The sequence below is a fragment of the Sphingobium sp. HDIP04 genome (assembly GCF_000445085.1).
In the GTDB taxonomy this organism is placed as follows: Bacteria; Pseudomonadota; Alphaproteobacteria; order Sphingomonadales; family Sphingomonadaceae; genus Sphingobium; species Sphingobium indicum.
On sequence record NZ_ATDO01000031.1, the window covers coordinates 1 to 19,071 of the forward strand.

At 65.5% G+C, this 19,071-nt stretch carries 20 protein-coding genes; 10 read left to right on the top strand and 10 right to left on the bottom strand.

All coding sequences use genetic code 11. The annotated features are described in order from the left end of the window. The 9 genes from L286_RS26185 to L286_RS26225 all read right to left on the bottom strand — a co-directional run. Positions 1-285 (bottom strand): FixH family protein (locus tag L286_RS26185; RefSeq protein ID WP_037492794.1); only part of this gene is annotated, 285 nt, incomplete at its 3' end. Positions 286-288: 3 nt separating this feature from the next. Beyond that, entirely contained in the window at positions 289-1,719 is a 1,431-nt protein-coding gene (gene ccoG, locus L286_RS26190) for a cytochrome c oxidase accessory protein CcoG (protein WP_020818360.1), read from the bottom strand. A gap of 153 nt (positions 1,720-1,872) precedes the next feature. Then, positions 1,873-2,760, bottom strand: coding sequence for a cytochrome-c oxidase, cbb3-type subunit III (ccoP, locus tag L286_RS26195; RefSeq protein WP_020818361.1), 888 nt, complete (start codon positions 2,758-2,760; stop codon positions 1,873-1,875). Beyond that, the gene (locus L286_RS26200) at positions 2,753-2,917 is read right to left on the bottom strand and encodes a cbb3-type cytochrome c oxidase subunit 3 (RefSeq protein WP_020818362.1); all 165 of its coding nucleotides are present in this window, start codon (positions 2,915-2,917) and stop codon (positions 2,753-2,755) included. Before L286_RS26200 ends, ccoP begins: the two co-directional genes overlap by 8 nt. Then, positions 2,914-3,660 (bottom strand): cytochrome-c oxidase, cbb3-type subunit II, encoded by a 747-nt coding sequence (gene ccoO / locus L286_RS26205; RefSeq protein ID WP_020818363.1) that lies wholly within the window; start codon positions 3,658-3,660, stop codon positions 2,914-2,916. Before ccoO ends, L286_RS26200 begins: the two co-directional genes overlap by 4 nt. A gap of 14 nt (positions 3,661-3,674) precedes the next feature. Beyond that, positions 3,675-5,333, bottom strand: a complete 1,659-nt coding sequence (gene ccoN, locus L286_RS26210) for a cytochrome-c oxidase, cbb3-type subunit I (RefSeq protein WP_020818364.1) — start codon at positions 5,331-5,333, stop codon at positions 3,675-3,677. Positions 5,334-5,596: 263 nt separating this feature from the next. Continuing rightward, entirely contained in the window at positions 5,597-6,367 is a 771-nt protein-coding gene (locus L286_RS26215; RefSeq protein WP_020818365.1) for a Crp/Fnr family transcriptional regulator, read from the bottom strand. Positions 6,368-6,587: 220 nt separating this feature from the next. Beyond that, positions 6,588-7,250, bottom strand: a complete 663-nt coding sequence (locus L286_RS26220) for an OmpW/AlkL family protein (protein WP_020818366.1) — start codon at positions 7,248-7,250, stop codon at positions 6,588-6,590. Positions 7,251-7,581: 331 nt separating this feature from the next. Next, positions 7,582-8,754, bottom strand: coding sequence for an OmpP1/FadL family transporter (locus L286_RS26225; RefSeq protein WP_007682473.1), 1,173 nt, complete (start codon positions 8,752-8,754; stop codon positions 7,582-7,584). Positions 8,755-9,490: 736 nt separating this feature from the next. Here L286_RS26225 and L286_RS26230 point away from each other — a divergent pair. Then, a complete protein-coding gene (locus L286_RS26230) occupies positions 9,491-10,807 on the top strand; it encodes a radical SAM protein (protein ID WP_020818367.1) in 1,317 nt (438 codons plus the stop codon). Next, positions 10,797-11,012 carry a hypothetical protein gene (locus L286_RS47580; RefSeq protein WP_084498486.1) on the top strand — a complete coding sequence of 72 codons (216 nt, stop codon included), beginning with the start codon at positions 10,797-10,799 and terminating at the stop codon, positions 11,010-11,012. Before L286_RS26230 ends, L286_RS47580 begins: the two co-directional genes overlap by 11 nt. Positions 11,013-11,136: 124 nt before the next feature. Here L286_RS47580 and L286_RS26235 read toward each other — a convergent pair whose 3' ends face one another. After that, positions 11,137-12,180, bottom strand: a complete 1,044-nt coding sequence (locus L286_RS26235; RefSeq protein ID WP_020818368.1) for a helix-turn-helix transcriptional regulator — start codon at positions 12,178-12,180, stop codon at positions 11,137-11,139. A gap of 130 nt (positions 12,181-12,310) precedes the next feature. Here L286_RS26235 and cysD point away from each other — a divergent pair, with 130 nt between their 5' ends. From cysD to L286_RS26275, 8 genes are all read left to right on the top strand, one after another. Continuing rightward, entirely contained in the window at positions 12,311-13,222 is a 912-nt protein-coding gene (gene cysD, locus L286_RS26240) for a sulfate adenylyltransferase subunit CysD (RefSeq protein WP_013053652.1), read from the top strand. 134 nt (positions 13,223-13,356) lie between these two features. Then, a complete protein-coding gene (cysN, locus tag L286_RS26245; RefSeq protein WP_020819596.1) occupies positions 13,357-15,279 on the top strand; it encodes a sulfate adenylyltransferase subunit CysN in 1,923 nt (640 codons plus the stop codon). A 32-nt stretch (positions 15,280-15,311) separates the two neighbouring features. Beyond that, positions 15,312-16,049 carry an inositol monophosphatase family protein gene (locus L286_RS26250; protein ID WP_051146806.1) on the top strand — a complete coding sequence of 246 codons (738 nt, stop codon included), beginning with the start codon at positions 15,312-15,314 and terminating at the stop codon, positions 16,047-16,049. Between the two features lie 187 nt (positions 16,050-16,236). Further along, positions 16,237-16,527 (top strand): YggT family protein, encoded by a 291-nt coding sequence (locus L286_RS26255; RefSeq protein WP_007688568.1) that lies wholly within the window; start codon positions 16,237-16,239, stop codon positions 16,525-16,527. Continuing rightward, positions 16,524-16,835: a DUF167 family protein gene (locus L286_RS26260; protein ID WP_020819358.1), complete on the top strand. Its 312-nt coding sequence runs from the start codon at positions 16,524-16,526 to the stop codon at positions 16,833-16,835. The genes L286_RS26255 and L286_RS26260 overlap by 4 nt, the downstream gene beginning before the upstream one ends. A gap of 14 nt (positions 16,836-16,849) precedes the next feature. Beyond that, on the top strand, positions 16,850-17,743 hold the full coding sequence (gene folD, locus L286_RS26265; protein WP_007688566.1) for a bifunctional methylenetetrahydrofolate dehydrogenase/methenyltetrahydrofolate cyclohydrolase FolD: 894 nt from the start codon (positions 16,850-16,852) through the stop codon (positions 17,741-17,743). Then, complete coding sequence (locus tag L286_RS26270) at positions 17,740-18,414, top strand: YybH family protein (protein ID WP_020819359.1); 675 nt, start codon at positions 17,740-17,742, stop codon at positions 18,412-18,414. The genes folD and L286_RS26270 overlap by 4 nt, the downstream gene beginning before the upstream one ends. Then, positions 18,411-19,028 (top strand): MarC family protein, encoded by a 618-nt coding sequence (locus L286_RS26275; RefSeq protein WP_007688564.1) that lies wholly within the window; start codon positions 18,411-18,413, stop codon positions 19,026-19,028. The genes L286_RS26270 and L286_RS26275 overlap by 4 nt, the downstream gene beginning before the upstream one ends. The last annotated feature ends 43 nt before the right edge of the window (positions 19,029-19,071 follow it).

Consider the following 19,071-nt stretch of genomic DNA (forward strand, 5'->3'; position numbering starts at 1 on the left):
CGGCGCGCCGTTCGCATCCTTCAGCGCCAGCCCGACGCGCCGCTCCGCATCCAGCGTCACCGCATCCCGCCACCCCAGCCGCTGCTGCGCCCGCGCCTGCGCCAGCCAGCCGTTGAACTTCTGGCTGGCGACATAGCTGTTCTCGACCACCGTGCCGCCGAAGGAGCGCACCGCGACGGTCGCCATCAGCATATTGACCGCGATCACCACGGCGAAGAAGGCGGCCAATATCGCCGTCATGTGCCAGCCGGTGAAACGGCGGATGGGGGCTGGTGCGGGGGTCATGTCTCAGGGCCTTTCAAATCGGGCGGGTTCGCTGGCGCTGCCGCCTTCGCGATCCAAAGCGCGCAGGGTGAAGCGGAAATCCTGCCGCGCCGGGCCGCCGGACGGCAGCGTCAGGAAGATGCGCAGCTTCGCCACACTGTCGGCGGGCACGGTCGTCCGCACCGTCGCGGCGGCACTCTCCCGCGACCCCGCATCAGTCCATATCCGGCCGCCGGACAGTCCATCCAGGCCCACCTCCATCGGCCGGGGCCGCGCCTGCATGTTGCGCAGCTTGACCGTATAGGCGTTGCGGATCGCGCCGTCGGACAAGCGCACGAAGATCGGATTGCGGTCCTGCTGCGCGCTGATCTCCAGCCGCTCCCGCGCCCCCAGCGCGAACAGCATGGCCGCGCCGATCCCGGCCCAGATCGCGAAATAGGCGATGGTGCGCGGCCGCAGCAGCGTCTTCAGCACCGGGCGCGGTTCCGACCCCTTCTGCTCCGCTTCGGCGTCATCCTGCGTGCAATAGTCGATCAGCCCGCGCGGCCGCCCGACCTGCGCCATCACCTTGTCGCAGGCGTCGATGCACAGCGCGCAGGTGATGCAGCCGATCTGCGCCCCTTCGCGAATGTCGATGCCGGTCGGGCAGACCGCGACGCACTGGTTGCAGTCGATGCAGTCGCCGAACGCGCCGGGATTCGCTTCGGCCTTCTTCAGGCTCCCGCGCTTCTCCCCGCGCCAATGCTTGTAGGTGACGACCAGCGACTTCTCGTCCAGCATCGCCGTCTGGATGCGCGGCCAGGGACACATATAGATGCACACCTGCTCCCGCATGAACCCGCCCAGCACGAAGGTGGTCGCGGTCAGCACGAAAGTCGTCGCATAGGCTTGCCACGCGGCGGTCCCGCTCCAGAACGCCCGTTGCAGCGTCGGGGCGTCCGCGAAATAGAATATCCACGCGCCCCCGGTGATAAAGGCGATCCCCAGCCAGACCGACCATTTGACGATCCGCCGGGCAATCTTGGCCGCGCTCCACGGCGCCTTGGCAAGCCGCAACTGCGCATTGCGGTCGCCGTCCACGAAACGCTCCACATGCTGATAAAGATCGGTCCACACCGTCTGCGGACAGGCATAGCCGCACCAGGCCCGCCCCACCGCCGAGGTAACGAGGAACAGCCCGATCCCCGCCATGATCAGCAGGCCCGCGACATAATAGAATTCCTGCGGCCAGATCTCGATGGCGAACATGTAGAAGCGCCGATGGGCGAGATCGACCAGCACAGCCTGATCCGGCGCATAAGGCCCCCGGTCCCACCGCAGCCAGGGCGTGCCCCAGTAGATGGCCAGCGTCACCGCCATGATCGCCCATTTCAGGCGACGGTAGAAGCCATCCACGGCCTTGGGATAGACCCCCTTGCGCTTCTCATAGAGCGAGGCGGACCCAGACATCAGCACCCCCCTGTTCCTCCCTGCGCCGAAGGCGTGGGGAGGGGGACCAGCCGAAGGCTGGTGGAGGGGAAATGCGCAACCTCAGCCCATTTCCCCTCCACCACCGCCTTCGGCGGCGGTCCCCCTCCCCATGCAAGCATGGGGAGGATCAGGAAGGCCTCACCGCCCCGCATCACCCTCACCCCCGCCAAGGCTATGCACATAGGCCGCCAGCATGCGGATGGTCGCCTTGTCCAGCTTGTCGTCCCAGCGCGGCATCACGCCATGGCGGCTGCTCCACACGGTTTCGCGGATGGTCCCGGCATCGCCGCCATAGAGCCAGATCGCATCGGTCAGATCGGGCGCGCCCAGTTCCCGGTTCCCCTTGCCCGCAGGCCCATGGCAAACCGCGCAATTGTCGGCGAAGACCCTGTCCCCCCGCCGCGAAGCCGCGCCTGGCCGGTCCTGCCCGCCGATCGCCCGGACATGCGCCACCACGTCATCCACCTGCGCCGCCGTCAACAACTGATCCTTGCCGAAGGCGGGCATCAGCGACTGGCGCGTCGCGTCATGACCGGGATTGCGGACGCCGTCGGTGATCGTCTTCTCGATGGCAGCCAGATCGCCGCCCCACAGCCAGTCGTCGTCATTGAGGTTGGGATAGCCCTTCGACCCCGCGGCCCCCGACCCATGGCACTGGACGCAATGCACCCGGAACGCCGCGCGCCCGCCCTCGACCGCCTGCCGCATCAGTTCGGGCCGCCCCGGCAGCGCCGTGACCGACGTCTCCGCAATCGCTTTCCGGATCGGCGCGATCTGCCTTTCCCGCGCCGCCAGTTCCTTGTCCAGCGCCCCCCGGCTCGACCAGCCGAGCATGCCGCCGGTCGCCCGGTCGATCATCGGGATGGCCGGATAGGCGATCACATAACCGAGGGAAAACAGGATCGTCGCGTAGAAGGTCCACAGCCACCAGCGCGGCAGCGGCGTGTCCAGTTCCTGGATGCCGTCCCATTCATGATGCTTGATCTCCGTCCCGGTGGCGGGATCGATGCGCTTGTCGTCAGCCATGGTCGGCTTCCTCTTGCTCGAAAATGGCGAGCGCGGCGTCGGCGCTGCGCTGCCGCCCATGGGGCAGGAAATGCCAGCCGATCAGGACCGCATAGAGCAACCCCATGAAGACCAGCCCCCAGCTATCGGCGAAATGCCGCAAGGCGTCGTAGCTCATCGCCCAACCTCCTGCGGCTTGGCGCTGTCCACATCGACCAGCGTGCCCAGCATCTGGAGATAGGCGACCAGCGCATCCATCTCCGTCAGCTTGCCCGGATCGCCGTCGAAATCGCGCGCCTGCGCCTTGGGATAGCGTTTCAGCAGGTCGCCGCTGTCCGCATCCGGATCGGCCTGCGCCTTCAGGTCGTCATTGGCCCTGTCGATATCGTCCTTCGTATAGGGCACGCCGACATCATTGAGCGCGGTCAGATCCCGGCTCATGTCGCCCGCCTTCAACTCCCGCTCCGCCAGGAAGGCATAGCCGGGCATGATCGATTCCGGCACCACCGCGCGCGGGTCTTTCAGATGCTGGACATGCCATTCGTCCGAATAGCGACCGCCCACCCGCGCCAGATCCGGCCCGGTGCGCTTCGATCCCCATTGGAAGGGATGGTCGTACATGCTCTCGGCCGCCAGGCTGTAATGGCCATAGCGTTCCGTCTCGTCCCGGAAGGGCCGGATCATCTGGCTATGACAATTATAGCAGCCTTCGCGGATGTAGATATTCCGCCCCGCCAGCTCCAGCGGCGTATAGGGACGCACGCCCTCCACTTTCTCGATAGTGTTATCGATCCAGAAGAGCGGCGCGATCTCCACGATGCCGCCGATGGCGACTGTGATCAGGGCTGCGATGCCCAGCAGCGAAACATTCCGCTCCAGCCTGCCATGGTCGAAGAACTTGCCCTTGGTCTTGGTTTCCATCTCCGGATACTCCTTCAGGCGGGCTGCGCGACGATCGGCCGGTCGGCCTCGGCATCATAGGCCGCATCGTTCATCGGCTTCTCCACGCGCAGCGGGCTGCCCGCGATGGTCCTGCCGATGTTCCAGGCCATGACGATCGCGCCGCTGAGGTACAGCAGGCCCCCCGCCGCCCGGATCAGGTACATGGGGAACATGGCGCTCACCACTTCGGAAAAGGCATAGACCAGATAGCCGTCGCTGCCATATTCGCGCCACATCAACCCCTGCATGATGCCCGCGACCCACATCGACGCCGCGTAGAGAACGATGCCCACCGTCGCCAGCCAGAAGTGCCAGTTCACCAGCCGAAGACTGTACAGCCGCTCCCGCTTCCACAGTCGTGGCGTCAGATAATAAAGGCAGGCGAAAGTAATCAGCCCGTTCCAGCCCAGCGCCCCGCTATGGACATGGCCGATGGTCCAGTCGGTATAGTGGGAAAGACTGTTGACCGCCTTCACCGACATCATCGGCCCTTCGAAGGTCGACATGCCGTAAAAGGCCAGCGCCATCACCATCATGCGGATGATCGGATCGGTGCGGATGCGGTCCCACGCGCCGTTCAGCGTCATCAGCCCGTTGATCATCCCGCCCCAGCTCGGCATCCACAGCATGACCGAAAAGACCATGCCCAAGGTCTGCGCCCAGTCGGGCAGCGCGGTATAATGAAGATGGTGCGGCCCCGCCCAGATATAGAGGAAGATCAGCGACCAGAAATGGATGATGGAAAGCCTGTAACTATAGACCGGCCGTTCCGCCTGCTTGGGCACGAAATAATACATCATGGCCAGGAAACCGGCGGTCAGGAAGAAACCGACCGCATTATGCCCGTACCACCATTGGGTCAGCGCATCCTGCACGCCCGCGAAAGCGCTGTAGCTCTTGGAACCGAGCCAGCTCACCGGCATGGAAAGATTGTTGACGATATGCAGCATCGCGATCGTCAGGATGAAACTCAGGTAGAACCAGTTCGCGACATAGATATGCGGCTCGCTGCGGCGCAGGATGGTGCCGCCGAACACGACCAGATAGGCGACCCAGACGATGGTCAGCCACAGGTCGACATACCATTCCGGCTCGGCATATTCCTTGCCCTCGGTAATGCCCAGCAGATAGCCGGTCGCCGCCAGCACGATGAAAAGCTGATAGCCCCAGAAGACGAACCGCGCCAAGGCCGGAAAGGCCAGCCGCGCCCGGCACGTCCGCTGCACCACGTAGAAGCTGGTTGCGATCAGCGCATTGCCCCCGAAGGCGAAGATGACGGCGGACGTATGCAACGGCCGCAGCCGCCCGAAACTCGTATATTCCAGCCCCAGATTGAGTGCCGGAAAGGCCAGTTGAAGCGCGATGTAAAGCCCGGCCAGAAAGCCCGCCAGCCCCCAGAAGACCGTCGCGATCACGCCCCAGCGGATCGGATCGTCGTCATATCTGCCCTGCGACGCGGGCATCTTCAGCAGCCCGCGGGTGATCGCCTCATAATCGGCGTGCCGCATCGTCAGCACGGCGACGGCCAGCGCGGCCGCGCAGGCGATCCCCATATGCACGGCAAAGCCGAAGTCCGCCGCCGCCAACGCCGCCAGAAAGGCCAGCGTCGCGAGCGCGAACCAGCCGCCCGTCTTCCACACCAGTTGCTCCATCGGATTTCCCCGTCAAAGGCTATGCGGCGTCCTTCCTCCGGGAGCCGTCCCCATGCATTGACCTCTGTCAAAGCCCGCGGCGCAGGTATGTAGGGGAATGTCCGTATCGGTGAGGAGCGGGCCTATCCTATTCCTCCCCATCGAAAGATGGGGAGGGGGACCGCCGCCGGAGGCGGTGGTGGAGGGGAAATACGCAGGTCGCGCCCCCTTCCCCTCCACCAGCCTGCGGCTGGTCCCCCTCCCCACGCTGCGCGTGGGGAGGATTAATATTCCCCCTCAGCCATCCCCTCCAGCCGCTCGGCATCCACGACACGCACCCCGCGCCGCCCGGCCAGCGCAATCACGCCCATCCGCTTCAACTCGCCGATCTGCCGCGACACCGTCTCTATGGTCAGCCCCAGCACATCCGCGATCTGCTGCCGCGACAGGGGCAATTCGATCACCCCGGCCCGGTCCGCCCGCAACCGCCGCCGCATGTCCAGCAGCAACGTCGCGACCTTCTCCCGCGCATTCTTCCGCCCCAACAGCAGCATCCACGCCCGCGTCCGGTCCAGATCGTCCAGCGTCCGCCGCAACAGCCGATGCTCCAACGCCGGATGCTCCCGCGCAAAGCCGTCGAACGCCCCTCGCGGATAAAGGCACAGCCGCGCATCGGTCAGCGCCGTGACGCTGTGCGGCGTGCGCGCGCCGAAGGGGCGGCCGATGAAATCCGAAGCATAGACGACGCCGACGATCTGCTCGCGCCCGTCGCCGGTGGAGGTGGACAGCTTCAGCGTCCCCTCGATCACATTGGCGACCAGCGTCGAACTGTCGCCTTCCCACATCACGGTCTGCCCGGCCTGCAACGTCACGCGCCGCCCGATCCGGTTCAGCGCCCCGCGCTGCTTTTCGTCGAGATCGGCGCAGATCGCCTGATCGCGCACCTCGCAACGGTCGCAATATTGCCCGCCGCAGCCCTTGGCCGATGGCGTTGCCGCCATGGCGAAGGCCGCATCCTCCTGCGCCTTTTGCGCCAGATCAAATCGCATATCCATGCGCCGATCCATGCCGCCCCGGCACGCCGCGACCTATCCGTAATTGTCCCTAGGGTGTTGGAGAGCGGACCTCTCCAATTCCTCCCCATCGAGAGATGGGGAGGGGGACCATGCGCAGCATGGTGGAGGGGAAATACGCAGGTCGTGCCCCTTTCCCCTCCACCGGCCTGCGGCCGGTCCCCCTCCCCACGCTTCGCGTAGGGAGGATTTCGTCATTCCATCAAAACTTCATCCCCACGCCCACGCCGAAGACGAAGGGATCAAGCTCCATCTTCACCCTCTGCACGCCCGCACCGGCGGTCGACAGCCGCGCCGTCGTATCGATGTCGATATATTTGACGTCGAAATTCAGGAACATCCGCTCGTTGAGGTCGATGTCGACCCCCACCTGCCCCGCCCAGCCGAAGCTGTCGGACATATGCACTTTGGTCGCGCCCACCGCGCCCTCCAGCGCGCCCGAAGCCTTCTCGCTATAGAACAGCGTATAATTCACCCCCGCCCCGACATAGGGCCTGATCTTCCCTTCGGGCAGGAAATGATATTGCGCCGTCAGCGTCGGCGGCAGCACCCAGGTGGAGGCCAGCTTGCCGATGCCGCCGGTCGTGCCGCTCCGCCCGCTCGCGCTATGCTTGGTGGTCGCGGCGATCAGTTCGAAACCGATATGGTCGGTCGCCATATAGGTGACGTCCACTTCCGGCATCACGCTGTCGTCGACCTTCACCTTCTCGCCCGGAAAGGCGGGCAGCACGCTGCCGCTCTTCTCGTTGGGCGCGACCATGATGCCGCGCAGCCGCACCAGCACGTCGCCCTGCGCCGCCTCAGCAGGCCCAGCCAGAACAGCGCAACCGGCGGCCGCGCCCAGCAGGATCGTCTTGACGCTCATGTCCTTGAAACTCCATCCCTGTTGTCGATGAAGCCCCTTGTGCCGGGCCGCGACGCACCCGGCATTGATCCCGCGCAACCGGCAATTTGACCTGGCTCAATGCGGCGGACCGCCAACCCGCTACTTTCGCTTCCGATATGAAAAGCGATTCGAAACAGCCGGGCGCCCGCCTTCCCGCCCCGTTCCGCAAGCGGGCGGGATGACCGTTGCCGTCATGTTGCAGGACCGGCTGCGTCGGGCAGGGATCTGCGGCCTTGCCGCCCGGCCCGAAAAGGCAGCGCCGGCGGCGGGATATGGTCCCGCCGCCGGCGCGCATGGTCCGATCAGGACGTCAGAAACGGTGGGAGAAGCTGAGGCCGGTGAACCCATAGCGCGAACGGATCACCGTCCCCGCGCTGTGGCCCGTCCCGACCACCTTGCCGTTCAATTCATAGTCCGCGCTGAACGTAAGCTCGTCCTTCTCGCCCAGCCGCTTGGTGAAGCCGAAGGTCAGCGATTTGGACGACGTGCCCGGAGTATTGACGTTCGCCAGGACGAATTCGCTGCCGAAATGCCGCTTGGCAAGGCTGGTGCCTGCGCGAACCGTCAGCCCCGGCATCAGGCCATAGGCCACGCCGAGCTTGAAGGTGGTGTGATCGCGCCAGCCGAAGCCCGCCTGCTCGCTGAAGGCCTTGACGCCGCTCCAGTTGGTCCGGATCACGTCGAAGCCCAGCGTCAGGCGATCGTTCGGCTTGACCGAGACGCCGGCGCCGAACTGCTCGGGCGTGTCTATGCTCCCGCCCAGGCCGGCGAGCAGGTCGTCCTCATATCCCTTGAGGTTGGACATGTGCACCTTGGTGAAATAGGTCGCGCCCAGGCCCACGGCGGGAACCGGCTTCCACAGGATGCCGAACCTGCCGCCGACGCCGAAGGCATGGCTCCACCCATGGTTCGGCAATTGCGCCGGTCCCTGGGGCGTCGGCACGATGACGCCCCTGGCCCGGAAGAACTCGTTGACCACGCCTAGGCCCACGCCGATGGAAAGATTGTCGCGCAGTTTAAACGCGATGGTCGGCGCGATGCCCGCCTGGATGAAATTGGCGCGTTCCTTCGAAAAGCCCATGCCCGGCACGAAGGGCTTGTTGTAGCTCTGGCCCAATCCTCCGCCGAAAGAAGTGACGGCGATCGTCACCTTGTCGTTCAGGTGATAGTTGACGCCGAAGTCGGGAATCGGCTGATATTGATGGCCTTTCACGTCATTGCCGGGGAAGAACAGGTCCGTAGTGCGGGTGTTCAGGATGAAAAGCTGGGCGCCGATCTCGAAACCATTGTCGACGAAGGTCGCGCCGGCCGGGTTGATCGTCGCCGCTTCCGGTCCCTGGGGCAGAGCGATGCCGACGCCGCCCATGCCCGTGGCCCGCGCATTGGCGCCGGTGAGATAATATCCGTCCGTGGCGTAGGCGGGAAATGCGATCCCCAGGCCGATGAGGCAAATTCCGGCACTGAAGATATTTAACTTGTTCATCACTCTTGACTCTCTCCAACATTAAAACGTGCCCGGCCTCTAGACGCGAGGCCGGGGTTCTTCCGGATCAGGCGCAGCAAGGGATGGGGCGACCTCCAGGGAGAGCCACCCCGTTCAGCGGTTTCCCGCCGTCATCGGGTCGAAAAACCCGCATGTTCATCAACTTATTGTTCCGCCGAATGACCTTCATTCAAATTCCGTATCACGTCGGCCCGGCGATTCGAGGTCTTTGGCTGAATGGCGGTCATTCGGATAGTGGATTGGAACCGGTCGAACTGATCCAAATCAGGGGCGCGCCGGCCAAAAACCCGCCTTCTCCTGCCATGTTCCGGAAAAATACTATGACATTCGATATATGAATTGCGGTCATTCACCGCAAATCCGCCAATGAAAACGGAAATTCCCCATGCGGATGACGCGAATCCACATCGCGGCAAGCCATGCTTGGACGGAATGCGGGGAAGAAGGTCGTTGTCCTGCCGAAGGGATGGGAAGGACTGTCCGGTCCGAACGATCTTCCGGCCGCCCGCCCCCTTCCGTTAGAACTCACGCCCAGCGGTCGACGAAATTCGAACCCGATTGAGATAAATCAAGATGCGTGCGCGCTCGCTGTCCTACACAGGCTCGGCGATGAGGGCCGGCGACGGCTCCAGCATAGTCAGATTTAGGCCGGAGCAAGCCAGCATGTCCGTCGCGATTTCTTCCGAACCGGCAAGACCGGCCTGAGTCCAGGATCATGTGGACCTATCATCCCGACCTGCTCGACCGGCCCGTCCCGCGCTACACCAGCTATCCCACCGCCGCGCAGTTCGGCGGCGATGTCGGCGCGGCGGAACTGGCCGCCCGGCTGGATGCGGTGGCCGGGGTGAAAAGGGACGACGCCCTCTCCCTCTACGTCCACATCCCCTATTGCCACGACATATGCTGGTATTGCGGCTGCAACACTGGCGCGGCGAACCGGGTCCAGCGTCTCGCCGCCTATGTCGAATCGCTGGAGCGGGAAATCGCGACCCTCGCCGCCCGGCTGAACGGACGCGGCCGGGTGCGGCGCATCGCCTTCGGCGGCGGCAGTCCCAACAGCCTGCCGCTGGTCGATTTCGTCCGCCTGCTCCAGCAATTGCTGCTCTGCTTCGAGGCGCATCATGCCGAATTGTCGGTCGAACTCGATCCCCGCCGCCTCGACGGCCAATGGATTTCGACCATGGCCGCGATGGGCGTCGACCGGGTCAATCTGGGCGTCCAGACCTTCACCCCCCATGTCCAGGCACGGATCGGCCGCATCCAGCCGCTCGACATGGTGGAACGCGCCGTCGGCCAGTTGCGCGCCGCCGGGATCGCGACCGGCTTCGACCTGATGTACGGCCTGCCCGGCCAGACGCAGGACGACCTCGCCGCCACGCTGGAGGCCGCCATCGCCATGCGTCCCGCCCGCATCGCCCTGTTCGGCTATGCCCATATGCCGCGCCTGCTGCCCCGCCAGCGCCGCATCGACGCCGGCGATTTGCCCGATCTCGCCGCCCGCTTCGCCATGGCGGCGCGGGGGCATGAGACGCTGACCGGCGCGGGCTATGAAGCCATCGGCTTCGACCATTTCGCCCTGCCCGAAGACGCCATGGCCCGCGCCGCCCGCGAAGGCCGCCTGCGCCGCAATTTTCAGGGCTTCACCGACGATCCGGCGGACATATTGCTGGGCCTGGGCGCCAGCGCGATCAGCCAGTTCCCCGACCTCATCGTCCAGAATGAGAAACAGGCCGGTCCCTGGCGCGGCATGGCCGACGCCGGACGATTGACCGCCGCCCGCGGCACGCTCCGCACGCCGGAGGACCGCCGCCGCGGCCGCATCATCGAAGCCCTGCTCTGCCAGGGAGAGGCGCATGTCGGCACGGCGCACCCCATGCCCGACCTCCGCCGCTTCGAACGACTGGGCCTCGTCCGCCTGAGCGAAGGCCGCGTCGCCCTGACGCGCGACGCCCTGCCCTATGCCCGCAGCATCGCCGCCTGTTTCGACGCCTATATGGAACCGACGGAAAGGCGCTTCAGCCATGCGGTCTAGCGCGCTGGTATTGCTCGCCATCATCCCGCTGACGGCGGTTCAACCACCGGCAGCCGCCGCCCAAAGCCCCTGGTATTGCGGCTCCGCCCCACCTGGCTGGACGCCCCCCTGGCAACGCAAGCCCGCCACCCCGGACGACAAGAACGCCCCCTGCCATTTCATCCCCTGCGACCGGAAGAAGATCCGCAGCGAAACCTGCCGGTAAAGAACCTACGTGCTCCTGCGAAGGCAGGAGCCCAGTCCCGCCCTTAGTGGATGATCGGACCGTCTGAACTGGGCTCCTGCCTTCGCAGGAGCACATATCGTTCCATGGCCATAGCCAAACCTCATCAAGCCAAAGCCAGCACGCTCGTCAGAATATTCCGCACCAGTTCCGCCTGCCCCCGCGCTCCGGTCTTGGCGTAGATCTTCTTCGAATAATTCCGCGCCGTCTCCACCGTCAGCCCCAGATCGTCCGCCGCCTCCCCGATCGACATGCCCTGCGCGATGGCCCATGCCAGCCGCGCCTCGCTGGGCAGCAGGCCGAACAGGTCGACCAACTGCCCGCACCTGTCCGCCTGCGACCATCGGTCGCCGCTGATATAGGCGATGGCGACGGGCGGCGACTGGACCGAGGGGGATCGGTCCTGGATCGGCCGCACCAGCATGTCGATCATCGGATCGCGGCTGAGGTTGATCGCCTTGGGCCGCGCCTCCGCATCCTGCGCGAAGCGCTTGACCAGCGCGGTCAGTTCCCGGTCCACCGCCGGGGAAGCGGGCATCAGCCGGTCGTACCGTCCCCGCCGCAACACGCTCGACCGCTGGAAGAGCGGCTCCAGATGCGCCGTCATGTCGACGATGCGGCACCGCGCATCCAGCGTCAGCCAGCCCGAATTGAGCCGCCCGAACGCCTCCGAAGTCACCGACGACCGGAATTTCTCCCGCTCGAACGCGACGAAGCTGCGCAGCGCGATGCGCAGATGCGGCACCAGCGCGGTCAGCAGCGCGCCGACCGCCGGTCCCACCTCCCGCCCGCCCGCGCAACTCAGCCAGGCGTCCATGCCGCTCGCCTCCGCGACGCGCACCGACCGGAAGGCGGTGATGCGCAACGGGTCCAGCCATTCCCGGCGATAGGATTGCAGCGCCGCATCCTTAGGCTCGATCAGTTCGTCCAGCGTATAGACCCGCGCCTCCCGCATCCGGCGATAGGGCAGCGGATCATGCGCCTGCTTATCGTTGAACAGCCGGTCCGGATGCAGCGGCCCCGCCGGCCCGGCATGCAGTTCCACGATCCTTTCCTCATCGATGGGCCGGAACGCCAGCCCGGCATAGGCCGCTCCGGTCCGCGCCCGCAGCTTTTCCAGGAACCCGTGCCAAAGGGGTTGCTCGAACATACCCTCATGGAGAGCCGCCAATAATCCGCCGTCGTCCAGTCGCATGACTAATATGTATATCCTCCCATATGGGAGGTCCAGCCCCTCCCCGCTTCTGCCATCAGGCCGCCACGAAACAAGGCGGTGAACGATGATCGATTCGAAAAGGCTGACCCATCTGGAACGTCTGGAGGCGGAGAGCATCCACATCCTGCGCGAAGTGGTGGCGGAGGCCGAAAAGCCCGTGATGCTCTACAGCGTCGGCAAGGATTCGGCGGTGATGCTGCATCTGGCGCGCAAGGCCTTCTACCCCTCGCCCCCGCCCTTTCCGCTGCTGCATGTCGACACCACCTGGAAATTCCGGGCGATGTACGACCTGCGCGACCGCATGGCGCGGGAGTCGGGCATGGAACTGCTGGTCTACCGGAATCCCGAAGCGCAGGAACGCGGCATCAACCCGTTCGACCATGGCCCGCTGCACACCGACATGTGGAAGACGGAGGGGCTGAAGCAGGCGCTCAACCTCTACGGCTTCGACGCGGCCTTCGGCGGCGCCCGCCGCGACGAGGAAAAGAGCCGGGCGAAGGAGCGCATCTTCTCCTTCCGCACCGCCAGCCACGGCTGGGATCCCAAGAACCAGCGCCCGGAATTGTGGAACCTCTACAATGCCCGCAAGAACAAGGGGGAGAGCATCCGCGTCTTCCCGATCAGCAACTGGACCGAACTGGACATCTGGCAATATATCCACCTGAACGACGTCCCCATCGTCCCCCTCTATTTCGCGGAGGAACGCCCGACGGTGGAGCGCGACGGCATGCTGCTGATGGTCGACGACGAACGCTTCCCCCTGAAACCGGGCGAGGAGCCGGTGATGCGCTCCATCCGCTTCCGCACCTTGGGCTGCTACCCGCTGACCGGCGCGGTGGAAAGCACGGCCAAGACCCTGCCGGAGGTCATTCAGGAAACCCTGCTCACCACCACCTCCGAACGCCAGGGCCGCGCCATCGACAAGGATGCAGGGGGCGCGGGGATGGAGAAAAAGAAGCAGGAAGGCTATTTCTGACGCGCCGTCGCCCCATAGCCGTCATCCCAGCGAAGGCTGGGATCTCAGGCCCCATGGCAGACCTTCTCGCAGACCGAACCCTTCGACCCAGATCAACGAGATCCCAGCCTTCGCTGGGATGACGAGGTAGCGACATGACCGATACGCTCACCAAGACCGACGACCCCATCTACAAGACCGACGCCCTGATCGCGGAGGACATCGACCGCTATCTCGAAGTCCACCAGCACAAGACGATGCTGCGCTTCATCACCTGCGGCTCGGTGGACGACGGCAAGTCGACGCTGATCGGCCGCCTGCTCTACGACAGCAAGATGATCTTCGAGGATCAGCTTGCCGCCCTCGAAGCCGACAGCAGGCGCGTCGGCACCCAGGGTCAGGAAATCGACTTCGCCCTCCTCGTCGACGGCCTCGCCGCGGAACGCGAACAGGGCATCACCATCGACGTCGCCTATCGCTTCTTCGCGACGGAAAAGCGCAAGTTCATCGTCGCCGACACGCCCGGCCACGAACAATATACGCGCAACATGGTGACGGGCGCGTCGACCGCCGACCTTGCCGTCATCCTGATCGACGCGCGCAAGGGCGTGCTGACCCAGACCCGCCGCCACTCCTATCTCGCCCACCTGATCGGCATCCGCAACATCGTGCTGGCGGTGAACAAGATGGACCTGGTCGACTATGACCAGGCGGTCTATGACGGCATCGTCAAGGATTATGCCGAATTCGCCAACGGCATCGGCATAAAGGCCTTCACCCCGATCCCGATTTCGGGGTTCAGGGGCGACAATATCACTGGCCTCAGCGCCAACACCCCCTGGTACAAGGGGCCGGCGCTGATGGAGCATCTGGAGACGGTGGAGGTCGACCAGGTCTCCGACCGGGAAAAGCCCTTCCGCATGGCGGTGCAGTGGGTCAACCGCCCCAATCTCGACTTTCGCGGCTTTTCCGGCCAGATCGCGACCGGCACGGTCCGCGTCGGCGACCCGATCCGCGTCCTGCCGTCGGGCAAGACCAGCACGGTCAGCCGCATAGTCACGCTTGACGGCGATCTGGAACAGGCCGTCGCGGGCCAGTCGATCACCCTCTGCTTCGCGGACGAGGTCGACTGCTCGCGCGGCGACGTGATCGCCGCGTCGGACGATCCGCCCCAGTCCGCCGACCAGTTCGAAGCGACCATCGTCTGGATGGCGGATGAGGACATGCTGCCCGGCCGCCCCTATTGGCTGAAGATCGGCACGCAGACCGTCGCCGCCACGGTGCAGCAGCCCAAATATCAGGTCAACGTCAACACGATGGAGCATCTGGCGGCGAAGACGCTGGAACTGAACGCCATCGGCGTCGCCAACCTGTCGACCGACCGCCAGATCGTGTTCGAACCCTATGCGCAGAACCGCGCGCTGGGCGGCTTCATCCTGATCGACAAGATCAGCAACGCCACGGTCGCGGCGGGCATGCTGCATTTCAGCCTGCGCCGGGCGCAGAACGTCCATTGGCAGGCGACCGACGTCAGCCGCGACTTCCACGCCGCCTTGAAGAACCAGAAGCCCGCCGTGCTGTGGTTCACCGGGCTTTCAGGCGCGGGCAAGTCGACCATCGCCAACCTCGTCGAAAAGAAGCTGGCGCGGATGAACCGCCACACTTTCCTGCTGGACGGCGACAATGTACGCCATGGGCTGAACAAGGATCTGGGCTTCACCGACGCCGACCGGGTGGAAAATATCCGCCGCGTGGGCGAGGTGGCGAAGCTGATGACCGACGCGGGCCTGATCGTCATCACCGCCTTCATCTCCCCCTTCCGCGCCGAGCGGGAGATGGTGCGCCAGATGATGCAGCCCGGCGAATTCATCGAAGTGCATATCGACACCCCACTCGCCGATGCGGAGGCGCGGGACGTCAAGGGCCTCTACAAGAAGGCGCGTTCCGGCGAACTCAAGAATTTCACCGGCATCGACAGCCCCTATGAAGCGCCCGAAGACCCGGAAATCCGCATCGACACCACCGCCATGACCGCCGAACAGGCGGCAGAGGCCATCGTCGCGCGGATCATTCCATGACGGGACAGGCCATGACCGAAGCGGCCAAAACCATGACCGACGCCGAACTGGCCGCGCATCTGGCCGAGGTGGCCGGACGCATATTGGTCAATGTGCGGGAAAGCGGCCTGTTCGGCCCCGCCGCGCTGGGCAAGGCGGGCGACCAGACCGCCAACCAGTTCCTCTGCCGTGCCCTGCGGGAAACGCGGCCCGAAGACGGCCTGCTGTCGGAGGAGGAGAAGGACGATGAGGCGCGCCTGGCCAAAAGCCGGGTCTGGATCGTCGACCCGGTGGACGGCACCCGCGAATATGGCGAGGCGCGGGCCGACTGGGCCGTGCATGTCGGCCTCGCCATGGACGGCGTCCCGGCGGCGGGCGCGGTCGCGCTGCCCGGCCTGAATGGAGGCACCTTGCTGCGCTCGGACCGCCCGGTCCCCGTCCCGCCCGCACCGGAAAAGCTGCGCATGGTGATATCCCGCACCCGCCCCGCCAAGGAGGCGGTCGCGGTGGCCGAACGCCTCGACGCCGAACTGGTGCCGATGGGATCGGCGGGGGCCAAGGCGATGGCGGTGATATTGGGCCAGGCCGACATCTACCTGCACAGCGGCGGCCAATATGAATGGGACAGCCTGGCCCCGGTCGCCGTCGCCCAGGCCCACGGCCTCCACTGCTCCCGCATCGACGGCTCCCCGCTGATCTACAACCAGCGCGACGTCTACCTCCCCGACCTGCTCATCTGCCGCAAAGACCACGCCGACAAAGTGCTGCACCTGATAGCGGAACTACCCTGAAATTCCTCCCTACGCGAAGCGTGGGGAGGGGGACCGTCGGCGCAGCCGATGGTGGAGGGGAAATACGCAGGTCACGCCCCATTCCCTCCACCAGCCTTCGACCGCCCAACCCAATCAAATCTCCCACCATGGCTTGTCCCGCGCCGCCCGCCTCGGCTAGAGCAATCCCAATCAAATCGGAGATCGCATGGCCTACGCCCTCTATCAGATCATCGTCATCCTGCTCGATGTGCTGTGGTGGATCATCATCATCCAGGCCATCATGAGCTGGCTGATCGCCTTCAACGTCGTCAATCTTTCCAATGATTTCGTGCGCACGGTGATGGTGGCGCTGGATCGGATGACGGCGCCCATCTACAATCCGATCCGCCGGGTGCTGCCGGACCTGGGGGCGCTGGACCTGTCGCCCATGGTCGTGCTGCTGGGCATTCTGATCATCCGCCAGGCCATATTGCCGCCGCTGTTCGGACTGGTGTGACGGTCTGGAGCCGGGACGGAGACGACCTCATCCTTTCCGTCCGGTTGACGCCGGGCGCGGCGCGGGAAGAGATCGGCGGCGTCTGGACGGACGACAAGGGCGCGACATGGCTGAGCGCCCGCGTCCGCGCCGTGCCGGAAAGGGGCAAGGCCAATGCGGCGCTGATCGCGCTGCTGGCGAAGCGGCTGGATTGGCCACGCGGGGCGATTTCGCTGGAATCGGGCGACGCCAACCGGCTAAAGCGGCTGCGGATCAAGGGGGGCGGTGAAGCGTTGGCCTCTGGCCGGCTCTCCACCATTATCGAATAACAGGGTGAAGCATCATGACCATCGGCAAGATCATCGACGGCAAGGCCTTTGCGGAGACGCTTCGCGGCAAGGTCGCGGACGGGGTCGGCGCCTTCATCGCCAAGACCGGGCGCAAGCCGGGGCTGGCCGTGGTGCTGGTCGGCGAAGATCCGGCCAGTTCCGTCTACGTCCGCAACAAGGGCAAGATGACCGTCGCCGCGGGCATGGAGAGCATGGAGTTCAAGCTGCCCGCCTCCATAGGCGAGGAGGAATTGCTGGACCTGGTCGAGGAACTGAATGCCGACGAGCGGGTGGACGGCATCCTGGTCCAGTTGCCCCTGCCGCCGCACATCAACGAGGCGTCCGTGATCGGCACGATCGATCCCGCCAAGGATGTGGATGGGTTCCATGTCGTCAATTCGGGCCTGCTCGCCACCGGGCAGGAGGCGATGGTGCCCTGCACGCCGCTGGGCTGCATCATGCTGCTGAAGGATGAGCTGGGCGACCTTTCGGGGCTGGAAGCCGTGGTGGTCGGCCGCTCCAACATCGTGGGCAAGCCGATGGCGCAATTGCTGCTGGCGGAAAATTGCACGGTCACCATCGCGCACAGCCGCACGCGGGACATTGCCTCGGTCGTGCATCGCGCCGACATCGTCGTCGCCGCCGTAGGCCGGGCGGAGATGGTGAAGGGCGAATGGATCAAGCCGGGCGCGACCGTGATCGACGTCGGCATCAACCGCGTCACCGATACGGAGGACGGCAAGAGCCGGATCGTCGGCGACGTCGCCACGGCCGAAGCGCTGGCGCATGTCCGCGCCATCACGCCGGTGCCGGGCGGCGTCGGGCCGATGACCATCGCCGTCCTGCTGCGCAATACGCTGGTGGCGGCGCATGCGCGGGCCGGACTGCCCAGGCCGGAGGGGCTGTGAAGGCGCGCGCCGCGCTTCTTGCCCTGACATTGCCGGCGCTGGCTGGCGCCCGCCCGCCCATGCGCTATCAGCCCGACCCCAGTTCCGTGTTCGCCGCCGAACTCGCCTTCAACCGGCTGGCGCAGCAGAAGGGGCAATGGACCGCCTTCCGCGAAACCGCTGCGGACGAGGCCGTCATGTTCGTGCCGCAGCGGGTCTTGGCGAAGCAATGGCTGAAGGGGCGGGCCGACCCCCCTGCCCCGGTAAGCTGGACGCCGTCGGCCATCTACGTGTCCTGCGACGGCGATCTGGCGGCCAGCACCGGCGGCTGGAAGCGGCCGGACGGATCGGTCGGCTATTTCACCACCATCTGGCAGCGGGACAGGAAGGGCGAGTGGAAGTGGATCATGGACCATGGCGACACGCTCGCCAGCGCCCGTGAAGCGCCCGAATTCCTCATCGGCAAGGTCGCGACCTGCAAGCGCGCCCGCGCAGGAGGGGCCCCGCGCCCCGCCAGCCCTCCGCCGGGCCGCAAAGCGGCAAAGGGCGAGATGCCGACGGCTCCCCGCGACGAAAGCCTGAGCTGGAACGCAGAGGCCGCAGCCGACGGCAGCCGCCGCGTGACAGTGCGCATGTGGAATGGGACCGACTATGAAACCGTGATCGACGACAGGGTGGCCGCGGCGCCATGACGGAACTGTTCATCTCCGCCTTCGTCACCCTGTTCGTGGTGATCGATCCGCCGGGCTGCGCGCCGATCTATGCCAGCCTCACCACCGGCGCGACGCAGGTCCAGCGGCGCAGCATGGCGATCCGCGCCGTCGCCATCGCGGCCGGAATCCTGCTGCTGTTCGCGCTCTGGGGCAAGCAGTTGCTGGGCACTCTGGGGATCGAACTGGACAGCTTCCGCATCGCGGGCGGAATCATGCTGTTCATCATCGCCATGGACATGGTGTTCGAAAAGCGCACCCAGCGGCGCGAAGACCGGGCGCAGAAGATCGCGGAGACGCCCGAGGTGGAGGATGTGTCGGTCTTCCCCATGGCGATGCCGATGATCGCCGGACCGGGTTCGATCGCCACGGTGATGCTGCTGATGTCGCGGGCGGAAGGGCTGAGCGAACGACTGGTGGTGATCGGCGCCGTGGTCGTGACGCTGGTGCTGATGTTGGCGTCGCTGCTGGCCGCTGGGCCGATCATGGCGCTGCTCGGCGCCAAGATCGAGGCGGTCATCACGCGGCTGCTGGGCGTCCTGCTGGCGGCACTGGCCGCTCAGTTCGTGATCGACGGGCTGAAGGCGAGTTTCTAGAGCGCACCGCGTTAATCGGGCGCGGGCAGGAGCCCGGTTGACA

Bases quoted from the DNA above. Each gene is read 5' to 3' on its own strand.
- ccoP (WP_020818361.1), bottom strand. From the start codon at position 2,760: ATGGCTGACGACAAGCGCATCGATCCCGCCACCGGGACGGAGATCAAG.
- L286_RS26200 (WP_020818362.1), bottom strand. From the start codon at position 2,917: ATGAGCTACGACGCCTTGCGGCATTTCGCCGATAGCTGGGGGCTGGTC.
- ccoO (WP_020818363.1), bottom strand. From the start codon at position 3,660: ATGGAAACCAAGACCAAGGGCAAGTTCTTCGACCATGGCAGGCTGGAG.
- ccoN (WP_020818364.1), bottom strand. From the start codon at position 5,333: ATGGAGCAACTGGTGTGGAAGACGGGCGGCTGGTTCGCGCTCGCGACG.
- L286_RS26215 (WP_020818365.1), bottom strand. From the start codon at position 6,367: ATGGATATGCGATTTGATCTGGCGCAAAAGGCGCAGGAGGATGCGGCC.
- L286_RS26220 (WP_020818366.1), bottom strand. From the start codon at position 7,250: ATGAGCGTCAAGACGATCCTGCTGGGCGCGGCCGCCGGTTGCGCTGTT.
- L286_RS26225 (WP_007682473.1), bottom strand. From the start codon at position 8,754: ATGAACAAGTTAAATATCTTCAGTGCCGGAATTTGCCTCATCGGCCTG.
- L286_RS26230 (WP_020818367.1), top strand. From the start codon at position 9,491: ATGTGGACCTATCATCCCGACCTGCTCGACCGGCCCGTCCCGCGCTAC.
- L286_RS47580 (WP_084498486.1), top strand. From the start codon at position 10,797: ATGCGGTCTAGCGCGCTGGTATTGCTCGCCATCATCCCGCTGACGGCG.
- L286_RS26235 (WP_020818368.1), bottom strand. From the start codon at position 12,180: ATGTTCGAGCAACCCCTTTGGCACGGGTTCCTGGAAAAGCTGCGGGCG.
- cysD (WP_013053652.1), top strand. From the start codon at position 12,311: ATGATCGATTCGAAAAGGCTGACCCATCTGGAACGTCTGGAGGCGGAG.
- cysN (WP_020819596.1), top strand. From the start codon at position 13,357: ATGACCGATACGCTCACCAAGACCGACGACCCCATCTACAAGACCGAC.
- L286_RS26250 (WP_051146806.1), top strand. From the start codon at position 15,312: ATGACCGACGCCGAACTGGCCGCGCATCTGGCCGAGGTGGCCGGACGC.
- L286_RS26255 (WP_007688568.1), top strand. From the start codon at position 16,237: ATGGCCTACGCCCTCTATCAGATCATCGTCATCCTGCTCGATGTGCTG.
- folD (WP_007688566.1), top strand. From the start codon at position 16,850: ATGACCATCGGCAAGATCATCGACGGCAAGGCCTTTGCGGAGACGCTT.
- L286_RS26275 (WP_007688564.1), top strand. From the start codon at position 18,411: ATGACGGAACTGTTCATCTCCGCCTTCGTCACCCTGTTCGTGGTGATC.